We start from the raw sequence: 16,560 nt of genomic DNA, 5'->3' as shown, positions 1-16,560 counted from the left end.
CAAGCTTTTTGTTTGTAGTCGAAAGGAGAGATGGCAGAGTGGTAATGCAGCAGATTGCTAATCTGTCGACCTTAGGGTCGCCAGGGTTCGAGTCCCTGTCTCTCCGCTAAAAAATTGCACTCGGGGTGTAGCGTAGCCCGGTCATCGCGCCTCGTTTGGGACGAGGAGGTCGCAGGTTCGAATCCTGCCACCCCGACAAAGTTGCCGTAGCAACTTAAAAACTACGGGCTCTTAGCTCAGCTGGATAGAGCACCTCCCTTCTAAGGAGGCGGTCGAAGGTTCGAATCCTTCAGGGCTCACTTAAACCACACTATTTTTAGTGTGGTTTTTTGTTTTCTGTAGTTTTTTTGGGGTTTTACAGGGATCAAGTCCAAAAGTTGTGGGATTTAGAAATTATGCATAAATATTAGTTAGTCTAAAAAGAAAGAATTCTATATTTCTGACACCCCTAAATTGTGTTCTAAATGCTTTTATTTTGAAGTTAAAAGATTCAGCAGAAGCATTTGTACTTCTGTTATAAAAATAGTTAAGTATATTTTGTTTTTTTAAAAGTATGAAAAGGTTACTCCTTATAAATTTTATCATATAAATTTTTATAGATTTCCCTAATAACTTCACGTTTCATTTTCATTGTAGGTGTTAAATGTCCTTCCTCTATAGACCAAACCTCAGGTGTCAATTCAAAACGTTTTATTTGTTCCCATTTACCAAAGTTTTTATTGCATTTATCTACTTCTTGTTGCATACGTGCTATCACAATATCAGAAGTAATAATTTCTTTATTTGTTAAACCTATATTTAATTTTTTATGTTTAATCCAACCCTTTATAAATTCAAAATTTGGTTGAATAAAAGCAGCTGGCATTTTTTCACCTTCACCAATTACCATTACTTGCTCTATAAATAAAGATTGTTTTAGTTCGCCTTCTAATAAAGGAGGCACTACATATTTACCTCCAGAAGTTTTAAACATTTCTTTGGTTCTTCCTGTAATTTTAAGGAAACCTTCATTATCAAACTCACCTTTATCTCCTGTATAAAAGTAACCGTCTTTTAAAACACTTTCAGTTTTTTCTATATCTTTATAATAACCAAGCATTACATTTGGTCCTTTTACAATAATTTCACCAGTTTCTATAATTTTTACTTCAACACCATCAATTACTTTACCAACAGTTCCTGTCTTAAAGCCTTTGTTTCTTTGGTCATTCACTGAAATAACAGGCGACGTTTCTGTTAATCCATATCCTTCCATAATTGGCATGTCTGCAGCTGCAAAAACTTTTGTTAATCTTGGTTGTAATGCAGCACTTCCAGAAACCATTAATTTTAGTTCTCCTCCCAAAGCAGCTTGCCATTTAGAGAAAATTAATTTTCGAGCTAGCTTTAGTTGTGTTTCATACCACCAACCATTTGCACCATTTGGCACATATTTTAAACCTAAATTAACAGCCCAAAAAAATAAGCCTTTTTTTATACCAGTTAATGCTTCTCCTTTTAAAATTATTTTGTCATAAATTTTTTCGTACAAACGTGGTACAGCTGTCATTACTTGAGGCTTAATTTCTTGAGCATTTTCTGCAAGTTTTTCAATAGATTCTGCAAAATAAATAGAAACACCACAATATTGGTATAAATATAAAATCATACGTTCAAAAATATGACAAATAGGTAAAAAACTCAGGCCCTTAGAGTTTCCATAATCTAGTGGAACTCTATCCATCGAACTTAAAACGTTGCTTACAATATTTTTGTGAGATAGCATTACACCTTTAGGTTTTCCTGTTGTACCAGAAGTATAAATTAAGGTAGCTAAATCATCTGTTTTTACATTGTTTTTTCTTTCTTCAACAAGGTTTTGATTGATATCATCTTTCCCTAGTTCTAGAATTTCAGTCCAATTTTTTTCTCCTTTAATATCATCAAAAGTAAACACATCCTTTAGTTGAGTGTTGCCTTTTATAGCGTTTATTTTTTCTAGAACCTCTTTGTCAGAAACAAAACAATAAGTAGATTCTGAATGATTTATCACATATTCATAATCTTCCTTACAAATTGTTGGATAAATAGGCACATTTTGAGCACCTGTTTGTAAAATTCCAATATCACAAATATTCCATTCTGTTCTATTTGTAGATGAAATTACTGCAATTTTATCATTAGGTTGTATCCCTAATTTTATAAGCCCTCTACTAATTTGATTTGCTTGATCAATATATTCTTTTGTAGAGATTGTTTTCCAATCCCCACTTGCTTTTGATGTAAATGCATTCTTTAAATTATAAGTTTCTAACTGATAATAAGGGAAATCGAATAACCTTGTAATTTCTGTAGCCATAAATATTGATTTTGTGATAGGCAAATTAGTGATTTTAGCTTGATTTAGCAAATGTGAATTAAATAGAGTTTAATTTTAAGAATAATTTAATATTTATATATTTTTCTCGTTATTTTAATAAATGTCACAGGTCTTTTTCACTATATATTAAAATGAATTTTAAAAATTAACCATTTATTATTTTATTATAGAACAAAACTCACACTATTAGTTTATTCCTAATTTTTTGCCAGAAATTTACCAATTAAAATCATCATTAAGTAAAAATAGAATTGACACGAATATAAAAACTACTGATTTTTTATTTAAAATAGTATTTTTATTTACTTATTTTATGTTGATGCAATTCTAATTTTCTTTCAAAAGAATTTGGTTCTTGTTAAAACTTTGTTAGTATAATTTTAGAGAAACGACAAAGGAAAAATTATTCGTATTTTTATCCAAAATTAATTAGGCTAAATGAATTCTAACTCAGATTCTGACTGTTACCAAAATTGTATGATTACAATATGAAAGTAACAAACATACCATTTTCAAAAACCGGATTTTTCTCTAAAACAATGATTAATTATTTGGAGAAAAACAAAGCGATACAACCATTTTATAATAATTATCCAGAGATAACAGGTTTTAAAAATCAAATAGCAGAAAAACAAAAATCATTCAGTTTACAATCTAGATTGGTTTTGGTTGATGCATTAAAACATCAATATAAAAGTTTTAAAATATCTGAAAAGACAAAACAAAATATTGAAAGTTTAAATAAAGAAAATACCTTTACAGTTACTACAGGGCATCAATTGAATTTATTTACAGGGCCTTTGTATTTTTTGTACAAAATACTTTCTACGATTAATTTATGTGAAGAATTATCAGAAAAATTCCCTGAACAAAATTTTGTCCCAATTTATTGGATGGCAACAGAAGATCATGATTTTGAGGAAATTAATTATTTTAATTTTGATGGAAAAAAAGTACAGTGGAATAGTAATGAAAGTGGAGCAGTAGGTCGTTTTTCTACGGATAGTTTAGCCGATGTTTTTGAGGTATTTGCAAATCATTTAGGGAATTCTAAGAATGCAAAATTTCTTAAAAATCTTTTTTCTGAAGGATATTTAAAACATCAAAATTTAGCAGCTGCAACACGATATATTGCAAATGAGTTGTTTTCTGAGTATGGTTTGGTAATTTTAGATGGAGATGATACTCCCTTAAAACAATTATTTAACCCATTTGTAAAAGAGGAATTAGAAAATAAAACCTCCTTTAAAGAAGTTTCAAAAACAAATTTAGCGCTAGAGAAAAATTATAAAATTCAAGTAAATCCAAGAGAAATTAATTTATTTTATTTGGGCAATGATTTTAGAGAACGCATTATTTTTAAAGATGGAATCTATAAAGTAAACAATACAGAGATCATTTTTTCAAAAAAAGAAATTTTGAAAGAAATTGATGATAATCCAAAAGCATTCTCGCCAAACGTAATTATGAGGCCTTTATATCAAGAAGTTATTTTACCAAACCTTTGTTATTTAGGTGGAGGAGGAGAAATGGCATATTGGTTAGAATTGAAAGCTTATTTTAAAGCAGTAAATATTCCTTTTCCTATTTTATTGCTGCGTAATTCTGTACAAATACTATCAGAAAAACAAGTTCATAAGTTAGAAAAACTAAATATTTCTTTAGAAGAACTTTTTTTAAATCAGCATACATTACTATCAAAAAAAGTAATTGAAAATTCAGGTATTCAAGTGGATTTTGATAAAAAAATTCAGTTTTTAGAAAACCAATTTTCAGAATTAAAAGAAGTTGCCAAAAAAACAGATGTTTCTTTTGTAAATGCAGTAAATGCTCAAGAAAGAAAGCAAATTAAAGGGTTAGAATATTTGCAAAAACGCTTATTAAAAGCAGAGAAAAAAAGGCAAAAAGATTTGGTAGATAGAATTACTCAACTTCAAAACGAAATTTTACCTAACCAAAGTTTAGAAGAAAGACAACGTAATTTTTCTGAATATTATTTAGAATATGGAAATAATTTTATTGAAGTTTTAAAAGACAATTTAAAACCTTTGCAGTTAGAGTTTACTGTTTTAGAGTTATAAATAACTCAGAGATTCACAGAGAAATCTCACAGAATCGCTGAGTTTTTTTTAATAGCCTATTGTCATTTCTAAATGAGCTTTTTTAAGCCTTTAACTTCACTCAAGATAAACTAATGAGAAATTTCATTCGAAGAGAAATTATTTTGAACTTACCCAAAAAAATCAATCAAATTAAGGTTAGATACCCTATTTTTGATGTTCAAAAAGTACCACACAAACATCTGCAATAATCAGTAAAATCTGTGTCAACTTTTTATAATATAATGAATCAATTATAATGAAAGAAAAAGGTTTACATCCAAAAAATAAATTTAATAAAGGCTATAATTTTGATGAATTAACTGTTATAAATCCTGCTTTAAAAGAGTTTGTTGTTAAAAACGAATTTGGAACTGTAACAATCGATTTTTCAAATCCTATAGCTGTAAAAGAGTTAAATAAATCTTTACTTTTTTCTTTTGATAAAATTTCTAAATGGGACTTTCCTGATGAAAATTTATGTCCGCCAATTCCTGGAAGATTAGATTATATACATCATTTAGCAGACCTGCTTTCATCCGAAGAAAATATAAAAATTTTAGATATTGGTACAGGTGCAACAGGTATTTATCCGTTACTTGGAGTTGCAGCATACAATTGGAATTTTGTAGCAACAGACATCGATTTAGATTCTTTAGATACTGCCCAAGATATTATTGATGATAATAATTTTACGGATAAAGTAGCATTACGTCAGCAATTGAATGAACAACAAATTTTAAAAGGAATTTTAAAGGAGGATGATTCTTTTTCTGCGGTTATGTGTAACCCTCCTTTTTACAAATCTGCAGAAGAAGCACAAGGAGCAAATAGCAGAAAAACTAGAAACTTAGGAAATAATGCTGTAAGAAACTTTGCAGGAAACAATAATGAATTGTGGTATATTGGAGGAGAAAAAGCCTTTTTACACAATTATTTGTATGAAAGTTCTTTGTTTAAAAAAACTAGCAAATGGTTTACAAGTTTGGTTTCTAAGAAAGAAAATGTACAAAGTTTAGAAAAATCATCCAAAAAATTAGGAGCAATAGAATTTAAAATAATTCCTATGCATCAAGGTAATAAAGTAACTAGAATTGTTACTTGGAGGTTTTAAAAAGCCCCTTTAATTCCCTAAAGGGGTAAAAATTCTCAAAAACTCTACGATTCTTTGCGTAATTTCTCTGTGAATCTCAACGAAATAACCAATCTGTGAAATCCGTAAAATTCGTGTCTTATTTTTTAATCCTAATGAATCTCTGTGTAATCATCAATTAAAAACGATGTCTTCTATTTTATACTTTTTACAAACAAAATGTAAAATGGTATATACTAACATGTGTACAAATACCAAACAAATAAAAGCATATAAAGGCACTCCAAAAAGCTGATAAGGCCAATAATACGTCCAAACACCTAAATAAATGGTAATTACCTCACCAAAAGCTGGTAAAATTAATGCCAATATAATTGCTAAAATAATTTTGTTTTTTTGAGAAGCTACTTTTAAAAGCGGAATTAAATTCCGTTCTAATTTGTATAAATAATGAAAAGCAAGCATCCAAGCAAAAGGTAACCATAAAGGTAGTTCTCTTGTAACTTGATGATATTTCCAATAGCCATTTGCAACGCCCCAAGTTTCACCAACAATACCACCAAAACCAGTGAGCAACATACCCACTAGCAACAACCAATTTTTATTGTCTTTTGGTTGTATAATTTCTTTATAGATGTTGTGTGTAATTTTAACAATTAAAAGAACTGCAATTATGGCGTCATATTGTTTTAAAACTCCAATAAGAATACCTGCAATTATTAGTTTAATAAGAGCTTTTAGAGTTTCTAAAAAAAACTTTTTTTTGTTCGTAATCAAAAGTTTACCTCTTATTTTTTTAATCTTTTATATTTTCTTTCATGGATATTATAAGAAACATAATAAGATAAAAGAAAATACACACTAAAAATGGTTAGCAATTTAAAAACAAAATTCAGTGTTAAAAAGCCTTCTACACTTTCTATCGCCTGAAAAACAAAACTAAAAGGAATTGCAAAATAAACACTTTGTAATAAAGCATATTTAAGTCTATTGGTTCTTTTTTTATCCCAATATTCTATAAAAACATGGTTCTTATTTTTACTATTTTCTTTTGTGCTCATAATTCTATTTAATTTTTCAAAGATAAAAAAACCGAAGCAAATTGCTTCGGTTTAAATATATTTAAAAAGTAATTTTCTATAAATTAGGAATCACTAATTCTTGCCCAACCTTAATAACATCTGGGTTAGATAAAATGTTTGTATTTGCTTCAAAAATAGCAGTATATTTTGATGCACTCCCATAATAATGTTTTGCAATTTTACCTAAAGTATCTCCACTTACAACAGTGTGGTTTGCAAAAACAGAAGTATCTGCAACCTCAATATTTGCAACAATATCAGAAGGATTTTCTCCTCCAACTTTTTTTATTTCATCCCAAATAAGATTTTTCTCATATTGGTTTTTTGCAGTTCCAGTAATGTGTAATTGTCCATTTTCTTCTTTTACATCACCATTCTGAATTGCTAATTTTTCTCCTAAATTTAATACACTTTGATATTTTGCTTTCATTTTTGATTTTTTAATTGTTTTAATAATCGTTGAAATATACAAAAAAAACCGAAGTAAAATACTTCGGTTTTCGATAAACGTACTGTTTTTGTAGTTTAATTATTATTGCCACAATAGTTTTTTAACTTTTTGTAGCAATCTATGCTTACATAATTAACATATTACTTCGCTAATCTTTGTAATTATAAGTTTTTTATAAATGAATCACTTCATCATAAGCATCTGCAACAGCTTCCATTACAGCTTCACTCATGGTTGGGTGAGGGTGAATTGTTTTTAAAACTTCATGCCCAGTAGTTTCTAACTTACGTCCTAAAACTGCTTCTGCAATCATGTCTGTTACACCAGCACCAATCATGTGGCAACCTAACCATTCTCCGTATTTTGCATCAAAAATAACTTTTACAAAACCATCTTTAGTACCAGCAGCACTTGCTTTACCAGAAGCAGAAAAAGGGAATTTACCAACCTTTAATTCATAACCAGCTTCCTTTGCTTGTGCTTCTGTCATACCAACAGATGCTATTTCTGGAGTTGCGTATGTACAACCAGGTACATTTCCATAATCTATTTTTTCTGTATGTAAACCAGCTAATTTTTCAACACAAGTAATCCCTTCTGCAGAAGCAACATGTGCTAAAGCTTGCCCAGGAACTACATCACCAATCGCATAATAACCTGGTATATTTGTTTGGTAAAAATCGTTTACTAAAATTTTATCTCTGTCAGTAATAATACCAACATCTTCTAAACCAATATTTTCTATATTCGATTTAATACCAACTGCAGATAATAAAATATCAGCCTTTAAGGTTTCTTCTCCTTTTTTAGTTTTTACAGTAGCAACCACGCCTTCTCCAGAAGTATCAACAGATTCTACAGAAGAATTTGTCATTACTTTAATACCAGATTTTTTCAAAGATTTTTCAAACTGTTTAGAAATATCAATATCTTCTACAGGTACTAAATTTGGTTGAAATTCTACAATAGTAACCTCAGTATCCATAGTATTATAAAAATGTGCAAACTCAACACCAATAGCTCCAGAACCTACAATTATCATAGATTTTGGTTGTTTTGGCAACGTCATTGCTTGTCTATATCCAATTACTTTTTCACCATCTTGTGGTAAATTTGGCAATTCTCTAGATCTAGAACCCGTTGCAATAATAATATTGTCTGCACTATATTCAGTTACAGTACCATCTGTTGCAGTAACAGCTACTTTTTTACCAGTTTTAATTTTTCCAAAACCATCAATAATGTCAATTTTGTTTTTCTTCATTAAAAAAGCAACCCCTTTGCTCATTCCATCAGCAACACCACGACTTCTTTTAATAACGGCATCAAAATCTTTATCAATAGCCTCTGCTTTTAAACCATATTGATCTACATGCTTTAAATAATCATACACTTGTGCAGATTTTAACAGGGCTTTTGTTGGGATACAACCCCAATTTAAGCAAATTCCACCTAAAGATTCTTTCTCTACAATGGCAACTTTAAAGCCTAATTGAGAAGCTCTAATTCCTGTAACATATCCTCCAGGACCACTTCCAATAATAATGATGTCGTATTTCATAATTGAGTTTTATCTGTATTGTTTGTTTTGCAAATTTATTGATTCTAATTCTATTAATATAGAAATGTATCTTATTTTTTTGGGCGTTTTAACGGGCTTTCCATTATATCTTTTTTGTGAAAAACAAAAAAGGATGCCATTTCAATCCCTAACGCAATTTTTTGCTAGCTTTTGTTTTTACTTAAAACAGTTTTTTTTATTGCCAACTTTTTTACATTCTCTCAGGAACATTAATTCCCAATAAAGAAAACGCAGATTTAATTGTATCAGCTACCTTTTTAGATAACTGAACCCTAAAAGTTTTTTTATTTAAATCTTGTTCTCCTAAAATATGCACATTCTGATAAAAAGAATTAAATTCCTTTACCAAATCGTATGTATAATTTGCAATAATTGCTGGCGAATAATTTGCAGCAGCTTGTTGCACAGTTTCAGGATACAATTCTATTTGTTTTAATAATTCTTTTTCCTTTTCGTGTAATTCTATTGTAACAGGTTGTGAATAATCAAAATCTGCTTTTCTAATAATAGATTGAATTCTAGCATACGTATATTGTATAAAAGGCCCAGTATTTCCTTGAAAATCTACCGAACTTTTTGGATCGAACAAAATTCTCTTTTTAGGATCTACTTTTAAAATAAAATATTTTAAAGCACCTAAACCAATCGTTTTGTATAATTCGTTTTTTTCTTCATCAGAATAACCATCTAACTTACCTAAATCTTCTGAAATTTCTTTTGCAGTTGCAGTCATTTCTTCCATTAATTCATCTGCATCAACAACAGTTCCTTCTCTAGATTTCATTTTCCCAGAAGGTAAATCTACCATTCCATAGCTTAAATGATGCAATTGTTTAGACCAATCAAACCCTAATTTTTTCAAAATTAAAAACAACACTTGAAAATGATAATCTTGCTCATTACCAACAGTATAAACCATTCCACCAACATCAGGGAAATCTTTTACACGCTGAATTGCTGTACCAATATCTTGAGTCATATAAACAGCTGTACCATCTGAACGCAATACAATTTTTTCGTCTAAACCATCCTCAGTTAAATCGCACCAAACAGAACCATCTTCTTTTTTGTAAAAAACGCCTTTTTCTAAACCTTGGGCAACCACATCTTTTCCTAATAAATAGGTGTTACTTTCATAATAAAGATTATCAAAATTGACACCCATGTTTTTGTAAGTCACCTCAAAACCACTGTAGACCCAAGAGTTCATGATTTTCCAAAGTTTTACAACTTTTGTATCTCCTGCTTCCCATTTTAACAACATTTGTTGGGCTTCTAAAAATAAAGGAGCTTCTTTTTTAGCTTTATCTTCAGTTTTACCTGCTGCAATTAAAGCAGAAATTTCTTTTTTATATTCTTGGTCGAATTTTACATAATAATTCCCAACTAATTTATCGCCTTTTAAACCTGTAGATTCTGGAGTTTCTCCGTTTCCGAATTTTTCCCAAGCCAACATCGATTTACAAATATGAATTCCTCTATCGTTTATAATCTGTGTTTTATAGACTTTTTTACCTGCAGCTTTAATAATTTCTGAAACAGAATAGCCTAACAAATTGTTTCTAACATGCCCTAAATGCAAAGGTTTGTTGGTGTTTGGCGAAGAATATTCTACCATTACTGCTTTTTCATCAGCCTTTGGTGAAACAAAACCAAAATTGGTATTTGTATAAATTGAATTGAAGAAATTAGTGTAAAAAGTATCATCAATAACCAAATTTAAAAAACCTTTAACCACATTAAAATTGGTAATTTCTGTAACGTTTTCTACCAAATATTTCCCTAAATCTTCACCAATAGCAACAGGATTTCCTTTTTTGTAGCGTAATAAAGGAAAAACAACAACGGTAATATCTCCTTCAAATTCTTTTCTGGTTGCCTGAAATTCTACAGAAGGAATTTCTATATTATAAAGTGCTGAAAAACCTGCTTTTACGTTGGTTTCTATGGTGTTTTGAATGTTCATCTACTTGTAAAAATTGAGTTGCGAAATTAATGTTTTTTATTTGTTTTTAGAAGTATTAAATTACCTTTTACAAATAAGACCTCACAGGTTTTAAAAACCTGTGAGGTCTATTAATTTCAGTTATTTAGAATTATACAATTGTTTGTTTTATAAAATAAAATCTAAATAATTCTCTTTATTAATTACTTCAAAACTTGCATTTGTGTACGCCTTGCCAAAAGCAGTTGGTATTTTTACTTTTTTATTTGCGTTCCATTTAAACTCAAAAGCATGTAGTTTTTCTGCTTTTTCTTCTAGCCAATCTAATTCTTGCTGGTCATAAGTTCGCCAGAAATAATTATTACAAGAAATTCTCTGGTATTCTTGTTTTTTCATGCGTTCTACAATTAGGTAGTTTTCCCAGATTTGACCAACATCATTTCTGTTTTCTAAAAGGTTGAAGTTTTTAATAATGGCGTTTCTTATCCCAACATCATAAAAGTACCATTTGCTAGATTTTGTAACTTCTTTTCGTAGATTTTTACTAAAACCTTCTACTTTAAAAACCACGAAAACTTTGGTTAATAAATCTAAATAATTTTCTACAGTATTTTTAGAAATTTGTAACTGATTGCCCAATTCATTCAAGGATACTTCATTGCCTACCTGAAAAGCTAATAAACGTAATAAATTATATATTTTATCGGCCTTTTTTATGTTTTGAAAAATTAAAATATCTTTTAGTAAATAATCATTTATAATTTCTTGTAAATACTCTTGTTTATCTTTCCATTTTGGAAGATGAATTAGCTCTGGATAGCCACCAAATAGCAATCGTTCTTCTAACTTTTCTGTTGTAATTTTAAAATTTTCAGTTTTAGAAAACTCAATCTGACTTATGGAGTACATATAAATCGTGTATTTTCTGCCCACCAAAGGTTCACCTAATTGGTTGTTTAGATCGAACATAGAGCTACCTGTAACAATTATTTTGATGCCCTCAATTTCATCAATAATAAGTTTTAAAATGAGTCCAATGTTTGGTATGTGTTGAGCTTCATCTATAGCTAGTAATTCTATTCCGTTTAACAAACGCTTGTAGTTTGCAACACTTTTTCTTTCTAATAATTTAGCATCATCAATATCTTCTCCGTTTAATTTTAAAACTTTATTTGCTGAAAAATTTTCTATATATTTTTTAATAAATCTGGTTTTACCAACACGTCTTGCACCTACCAATAAAATTACTTTATTAGGTTGCGCTTTTCTGTTAACTTCATTAATTACAGCTCTTTCTATTTCAGTTTTCATAAAACAAAGATACATTTTATTTTAAAACTGACTGTATTTACATAAATTAAGTCAGTTAGTTGACTGTATTTACATAAATTAAGTCAGTTAGTTGACTGTATTTACATTAATTGAGTCAGTTATAGTGTATTTTATGCTATAAGGTTGATTTGATGCTTATAAAAAAGTTAAGAATCTATTTTTAAGATTTAATATTACAAACTATTAAATTGTATTTTTGTGAGATGGAAAAACGTTTATCAGAGCTCCCAAAGTTAGCAAAAGAAGCGACTAAAGAAAATTTAAAATATTTTGCTAATTTAAAGAAAAGAACACCTAAGAATTTAGATTATGTGGTGCAAGAATTGCATGATGCTGAGTTTGAAAAAACAGATTGTTTAACTTGCGGAAACTGTTGTAAAACTACAAGTCCTATTTTTACAGATAAAGACATAGAACGTATTTCTAAGCATTTAAAAATGAAAGTTGCAGATTTTCAAAAGCAATATTTAGAAAGGGATGAAGATAATTTTATGGTATTAAAAACAGCACCTTGTTCTTTTTTAGATGCGTCTGATAATACCTGTTTTATTTATAACGTTCGCCCAAAAGCTTGTGCAGAATATCCACATACAAATAGAAAGAAGTTTATTAATATTTCTGATTTAACAGTAGCTAACACTGCTATTTGTCCTGCTACTTATAATATTGTAGAGGCTTTAAAAAAAGCAGTTCCAATGGTTTCTAAAGTAAAAAAGAGAAGGAGTTAAGTGTTTTTTCTTAAATATATCTAAAAATACAATTCATTTAAATTTTGGCATAGAAGTTGCTTGTATAAATATGAAAACAAAGTAGTTAATTGTTTTCTTTGTGTAAAAGCAAATTTGGTTAGTTGATTAAGCAAAACCATCTCATTTTTGAGGTGGTTTTGTTGTTTTTTTAATTTTTTAATCTTCTAATTTTTAAGAATTAAATTTCTAATTAATTAGCCTTTTGCGTTAGCGATTGAATGGCATGTTTGAGCTCTTTTTTTTAATGCTGATTTTTATCAGTATTAAAAAAAAAGCGAGTAATGAAAGCGCGACCTTTTTAGGGAACGCCCAAGAACTATGCAAACTTAATAGACTTAGATGGGTTTATTTTTGTGATGATGTAAGAAGGGATAATGAGCATTAAAAAGGACATGATTAACGTACCCAAATTTAGCAATATAATGTAAGTAAATGATAGGTGAATTGGCATTGTAGTTACATAATAGGTTTCTGGATTTAGCGTAATTATTTTAAAGAAGTATTGCATAAATAAGATGGTTAGACCAATAATATTACCCCAGAATAGTCCTTTTAAAATAAGATATGAAGCGTTGTATAAAAATATTTTACGAATGCTTGTATTTGTGCAACCTAAAGCTTTTAAAATACCAATCATTTGTACGCGTTCTAAAATTAAAACAAGTAGGGCAGTAATCATATTAATACCTGCAACCAAAATCATAATGGCAATGATAAACCATACATTGTTGTCAAAAAGTTTGATCCATTCAAATACAGTTGGGTAGGCTTCTAAAATGGTTTTACTGTTTAGTGTTGCCCCAATATTACTGTAAATTTCTGCTCCTTTTTGTTCAATATTATCAAAGTTATTTAAGATAACTTCAAAACCACCAACTTGGTTATTTGTCCATTTATTTAAGGTTTGTACTTCTCTAATATCTCCAATCATCATGGTTTTATCAAATTCTGCAAAGCCAGAATTGTAAATCCCTACAACCTTATATTTTCTATTGGATGGTAATTTACTATTTGCTGTTTTTAAGAAAGTTGCTAAAATTACATCGTTTAATTTTAGTTGTAAACGATTTACAATTGTTTGCGATAACAAAACTTCTTTTGTTCTTTCTTCATTAAAATTTGGAATATTACCAGCTACTAAATATTCTTTAAAGAAAGTCCAATCGTAATCTGTAGAAACACCTTTAAAAATAATGCCTTCAAATTCGGTTTTTGTTCTTAAAATTCCTCCTTTGTATGCAAAGATTTGAATATTTTTGATACCATCGATGTCTTTAAATTCAGGATAAAAATCTTGGTTTTTTTTGATGGGTGTTGTAGAAACATCAGAATTGTTGGCATCGTAATTGATAATCTGTACATGGCCTTTAAAACCTGCCATTTTATCGCGAATTTTATATTGCAAGCCAGCACCAGTTGCTACTGCAATTAACATAATAATAATACCCAATGCAATTGCAGTGATTGCAATTTTTATTATTGGCGATGAAATACTATTTTTATACTTTTTGCCAGCAATTATACGTTTAGCAATAAATAACTCGTAATTCAAATTGATGATTGATTTTAAACCCCGTAAAAATACATATTTATTCTTATTTCTACTGCTGAATTTTCAGCTGATTTCTTGCGCAAAACAAGTACAGAGTCCAGATATTAAAGTTACTGTTTTAGAAAAAGACACTATTTTAAAAACAGGAGCAGAAAGAACAGATGTATATTTAAAATTTTTAAAAGGAAAAAATGTTGCAGTGGTTGCAAACCAGACCTCTGTTTTGTCTGTTTTGCAAAGAGCAGAAGTTGGTTCTAATATAATGGGATCTAAAAAAGTAACACATCACTTAGTAGATTATTTACACAATTATAAAGATATAAATGTTAAAAAAGTTTTTGCTCCAGAACATGGTTTTAGAGGAAAAGCAGATGCTGCTGAAATTGTAAAAGATGGTTTTGATACAAAAACAGGTTTGCCCATTGTTTCTTTATACGGAAAAAGTAAAAAGCCTTCTGCAAAGCAATTAGCAGGAGTAGATGTTGTGGTTTTTGATATTCAGGATGTTGGGGTTCGTTTTTACACTTACATTTCTACGTTGCATTATGTAATGGAAGCTTGTGCAGAATTTGGAATTCCACTCATATTATTTGACAGACCCAACCCAAATGCACATTATGTTGATGGTCCTGTTTTAGAATTAAAGCACAAAAGTTTTGTAGGGATGCATAAAGTGCCTGTTGTTTATGGAATGACTATTGGTGAATATGGGCAAATGATTAATGGCGAAAAATGGCTTAAAAATGGAGTGAAGTGCGATTTAACTGTAATTCCGTTAGAAAATTACACCCATAATTTAGCTTATAGTTTAACAATAAGACCTTCTCCTAATTTGCCTAATGATCAATCTATCAATTTATACCCCAGTTTAGGTTTTTTTGAAGGAACAACCATTAATGCAGGAAGAGGAACAGAATTTCAGTTTCAAAGATATGGAGCACCTTTTTTTTCTAAAAGTAGTTTTAGTTACATTCCAACACCCAATTTTGGAGCTAAATATCCAAAACATAAAGGCAAACCTTGTTTTGGTGTAGATTTAAGTAATATGCAAAAACAGAGCTCTGTTAATTTAGAATGGCTAATTGACGCCTATCAAAAAACGCCAAAAACAGAAAGGTTTTTTGGAGAAAGTTTTACCATTCATGCAGGGAATACTAAACTTCAAAAACAAATAGAACAAGGTTTTTCTTCTCTTGAAATTAGTAAAACTTGGGATAAAGATTTAGAGGATTTTAAGTTGATTAGAAATAAGTATCTGATTTATAAGTAGTTTTTTTATTTCTTTGGAGATAGCAAACTAAAATGAGTAGATAAATAAACCCAAAGCCTTTGATAAAAAAGATATTTATTTAACAGGTTTAGACAACGTATTTTTTATAATTTCAGTTTAGATTCCTGCTTTTGCAGGAATGACATAGACATTATGTTATCTAATTTCATTTGGTTTTATAACACTTTGAAAAGGTTGCTTTAACAATTCTTTTAAAGAAGAATTTTTTTCTTCATCTGGAAAAGTATCTACTCCATACACAATTTTTTCTCTGTCCATTTCCATATAAGTTCCTAAAAGTCTGTCCCAAATAGAAAAGATATTTCCATAATTAGAATCTGTATAAGGTAATTGATAGTGATGATGAATTTTATGCATATCTGGAGAAACAATAAAGTAGCTCAAAAATTTATCCACCTTTGGTGATATTTTAATATTTGCATGAGTAAATTGTGTAAAAATTAAAGACATTGATTGATATATCATTACAATGGCAATTGGTGTTCCCACTAAAAAAACGCCCAACAAAGTAAACGCAAAACGAATGACACTTTCTATGGGGTGATGTCTGTTTGCAGTAGTAGTATCTACTTTATGATCTGAATGATGTACCAAATGAACCTTCCATAAAGGTGGCGTTTTATGCTCTACAAAATGTGCTAAATACGCACCAAAAAAGTCTAAAAATAAGACTCCTAAAATAATATAAAACCAAAGTGGCATTTCTGGCAGCCAATTTATCAAACCAAAATTATTGGCTTGTACCCAGTCAGCAGTTTTTAAGAGTAAAAAAGCCAATGCAAAATTGATGATAATTGTTGTAAACGTAAAAAATAAATTAGGTAAAGCGTGTTTCCATTTTTTGTAATCAAATTTAAATAACGGAATTGCACCTTCTAAAAACCAAAAAAATGTGATTCCCCCAACTAAAATGAGGCTTCTGTGACTAGAAGGAATTGTTTCGAAATAATTAAAAATAGTTTCCATATTGATTTTATTTTCTACTAAAATAGTGAAAACTTACCAACTCTTAAATTCAGATATGT

At 29.4% G+C, this 16,560-nt stretch carries 14 protein-coding genes and 3 tRNA genes; 7 read left to right on the top strand and 10 right to left on the bottom strand.

Annotation, left to right across the window (positions count from 1 at the left end; genetic code table 11):
• Nucleotides 1–24: 24 nt before the first annotated feature.
• The 3 genes from Q0731_RS10570 to Q0731_RS10560 all read left to right on the top strand — a co-directional run bounded on the left by Q0731_RS10570 (nt 25) and on the right by Q0731_RS10560 (nt 299).
• Nucleotides 25–106 (top strand) — tRNA-Ser (locus Q0731_RS10570).
• 15 nt (nt 107–121) lie between these two features.
• Nucleotides 122–196, top strand: a tRNA-Pro gene (locus Q0731_RS10565).
• A gap of 29 nt (nt 197–225) precedes the next feature.
• Nucleotides 226–299 (top strand) — tRNA-Arg (locus Q0731_RS10560).
• A gap of 94 nt (nt 300–393) precedes the next feature.
• Here the strand turns inward: Q0731_RS10560 and Q0731_RS10555 are convergent.
• Together Q0731_RS10555 and Q0731_RS10550 are read right to left on the bottom strand one after the other, a co-directional pair.
• Nucleotides 394–585, bottom strand: a complete 192-nt coding sequence (locus tag Q0731_RS10555) for a transposase (RefSeq protein ID WP_299063766.1) — start codon at nt 583–585, stop codon at nt 394–396.
• Nucleotides 563–2,338, bottom strand: coding sequence for a long-chain fatty acid--CoA ligase (locus Q0731_RS10550; RefSeq protein WP_299063763.1), 1,776 nt, complete (start codon nt 2,336–2,338; stop codon nt 563–565). The genes Q0731_RS10555 and Q0731_RS10550 overlap by 23 nt, the downstream gene beginning before the upstream one ends.
• Before the next feature lie 509 nt (nt 2,339–2,847).
• Here Q0731_RS10550 and bshC point away from each other — a divergent pair.
• Nucleotides 2,848–4,440, top strand: a complete 1,593-nt coding sequence (gene bshC / locus Q0731_RS10545; RefSeq protein WP_299063760.1) for a bacillithiol biosynthesis cysteine-adding enzyme BshC — start codon at nt 2,848–2,850, stop codon at nt 4,438–4,440.
• 277 nt (nt 4,441–4,717) lie between these two features.
• Complete coding sequence (rlmF, locus tag Q0731_RS10540; protein ID WP_299063757.1) at nt 4,718–5,572, top strand: 23S rRNA (adenine(1618)-N(6))-methyltransferase RlmF; 855 nt, start codon at nt 4,718–4,720, stop codon at nt 5,570–5,572.
• 153 nt (nt 5,573–5,725) lie between these two features.
• On the opposite strand, the gene Q0731_RS10535 is transcribed toward rlmF, so the two are convergent.
• The 6 genes from Q0731_RS10535 to Q0731_RS10510 form a co-directional block, all read right to left on the bottom strand.
• On the bottom strand, nt 5,726–6,328 hold the full coding sequence (locus Q0731_RS10535) for a hypothetical protein (RefSeq protein ID WP_299063754.1): 603 nt from the start codon (nt 6,326–6,328) through the stop codon (nt 5,726–5,728).
• Between the two features lie 11 nt (nt 6,329–6,339).
• Nucleotides 6,340–6,612 carry a hypothetical protein gene (locus Q0731_RS10530; RefSeq protein ID WP_299063751.1) on the bottom strand — a complete coding sequence of 91 codons (273 nt, stop codon included), beginning with the start codon at nt 6,610–6,612 and terminating at the stop codon, nt 6,340–6,342.
• Between the two features lie 76 nt (nt 6,613–6,688).
• On the bottom strand, nt 6,689–7,063 hold the full coding sequence (locus tag Q0731_RS10525) for a LysM peptidoglycan-binding domain-containing protein (protein ID WP_299063749.1): 375 nt from the start codon (nt 7,061–7,063) through the stop codon (nt 6,689–6,691).
• A gap of 193 nt (nt 7,064–7,256) precedes the next feature.
• The gene (gene lpdA / locus Q0731_RS10520; protein ID WP_299063746.1) at nt 7,257–8,645 is read right to left on the bottom strand and encodes a dihydrolipoyl dehydrogenase; all 1,389 of its coding nucleotides are present in this window, start codon (nt 8,643–8,645) and stop codon (nt 7,257–7,259) included.
• Nucleotides 8,646–8,856: 211 nt separating this feature from the next.
• Nucleotides 8,857–10,632, bottom strand: coding sequence for an arginine--tRNA ligase (gene argS, locus Q0731_RS10515; protein WP_299063743.1), 1,776 nt, complete (start codon nt 10,630–10,632; stop codon nt 8,857–8,859).
• 147 nt (nt 10,633–10,779) lie between these two features.
• Nucleotides 10,780–11,922 (bottom strand): ATP-binding protein, encoded by a 1,143-nt coding sequence (locus Q0731_RS10510; protein WP_299063740.1) that lies wholly within the window; start codon nt 11,920–11,922, stop codon nt 10,780–10,782.
• Between the two features lie 224 nt (nt 11,923–12,146).
• On the opposite strand from Q0731_RS10510, the gene Q0731_RS10505 reads away from it, so the two are divergent.
• On the top strand, nt 12,147–12,671 hold the full coding sequence (locus Q0731_RS10505) for a YkgJ family cysteine cluster protein (protein WP_299063737.1): 525 nt from the start codon (nt 12,147–12,149) through the stop codon (nt 12,669–12,671).
• 337 nt (nt 12,672–13,008) lie between these two features.
• Here Q0731_RS10505 and Q0731_RS10500 read toward each other — a convergent pair whose 3' ends face one another.
• Nucleotides 13,009–14,244 (bottom strand): FtsX-like permease family protein, encoded by a 1,236-nt coding sequence (locus Q0731_RS10500; RefSeq protein ID WP_299063735.1) that lies wholly within the window; start codon nt 14,242–14,244, stop codon nt 13,009–13,011.
• Between the two features lie 4 nt (nt 14,245–14,248).
• On the opposite strand from Q0731_RS10500, the gene Q0731_RS10495 reads away from it, so the two are divergent.
• Nucleotides 14,249–15,514 carry a DUF1343 domain-containing protein gene (locus Q0731_RS10495; RefSeq protein WP_299063733.1) on the top strand — a complete coding sequence of 422 codons (1,266 nt, stop codon included), beginning with the start codon at nt 14,249–14,251 and terminating at the stop codon, nt 15,512–15,514.
• 156 nt (nt 15,515–15,670) lie between these two features.
• Here the strand turns inward: Q0731_RS10495 and Q0731_RS10490 are convergent, their stop codons facing one another.
• On the bottom strand, nt 15,671–16,501 hold the full coding sequence (locus Q0731_RS10490) for a sterol desaturase family protein (protein ID WP_299063728.1): 831 nt from the start codon (nt 16,499–16,501) through the stop codon (nt 15,671–15,673).
• Between the last annotated feature and the right edge of the window lie 59 nt (nt 16,502–16,560).

It is taken from the genome of uncultured Polaribacter sp., assembly GCF_947497695.1.
Lineage (GTDB): Bacteria > Bacteroidota > Bacteroidia > Flavobacteriales > Flavobacteriaceae > Polaribacter.
Note: the sequence above shows the minus strand (reverse complement) of the source record. Positions and strands in the feature narration are given on the sequence as shown.

Bases quoted from the DNA above. Each gene is read 5' to 3' on its own strand.
- Q0731_RS10555 (WP_299063766.1), bottom strand. From the start codon at position 585: ATGATAAAATTTATAAGGAGTAACCTTTTCATACTTTTAAAAAAACAA.
- Q0731_RS10550 (WP_299063763.1), bottom strand. From the start codon at position 2,338: ATGGCTACAGAAATTACAAGGTTATTCGATTTCCCTTATTATCAGTTA.
- bshC (WP_299063760.1), top strand. From the start codon at position 2,848: ATGAAAGTAACAAACATACCATTTTCAAAAACCGGATTTTTCTCTAAA.
- rlmF (WP_299063757.1), top strand. From the start codon at position 4,718: ATGAAAGAAAAAGGTTTACATCCAAAAAATAAATTTAATAAAGGCTAT.
- Q0731_RS10530 (WP_299063751.1), bottom strand. From the start codon at position 6,612: ATGAGCACAAAAGAAAATAGTAAAAATAAGAACCATGTTTTTATAGAA.
- Q0731_RS10525 (WP_299063749.1), bottom strand. From the start codon at position 7,063: ATGAAAGCAAAATATCAAAGTGTATTAAATTTAGGAGAAAAATTAGCA.
- lpdA (WP_299063746.1), bottom strand. From the start codon at position 8,645: ATGAAATACGACATCATTATTATTGGAAGTGGTCCTGGAGGATATGTT.
- argS (WP_299063743.1), bottom strand. From the start codon at position 10,632: ATGAACATTCAAAACACCATAGAAACCAACGTAAAAGCAGGTTTTTCA.
- Q0731_RS10510 (WP_299063740.1), bottom strand. From the start codon at position 11,922: ATGAAAACTGAAATAGAAAGAGCTGTAATTAATGAAGTTAACAGAAAA.
- Q0731_RS10505 (WP_299063737.1), top strand. From the start codon at position 12,147: ATGGAAAAACGTTTATCAGAGCTCCCAAAGTTAGCAAAAGAAGCGACT.
- Q0731_RS10495 (WP_299063733.1), top strand. From the start codon at position 14,249: ATGATTGATTTTAAACCCCGTAAAAATACATATTTATTCTTATTTCTA.
- Q0731_RS10490 (WP_299063728.1), bottom strand. From the start codon at position 16,501: ATGGAAACTATTTTTAATTATTTCGAAACAATTCCTTCTAGTCACAGA.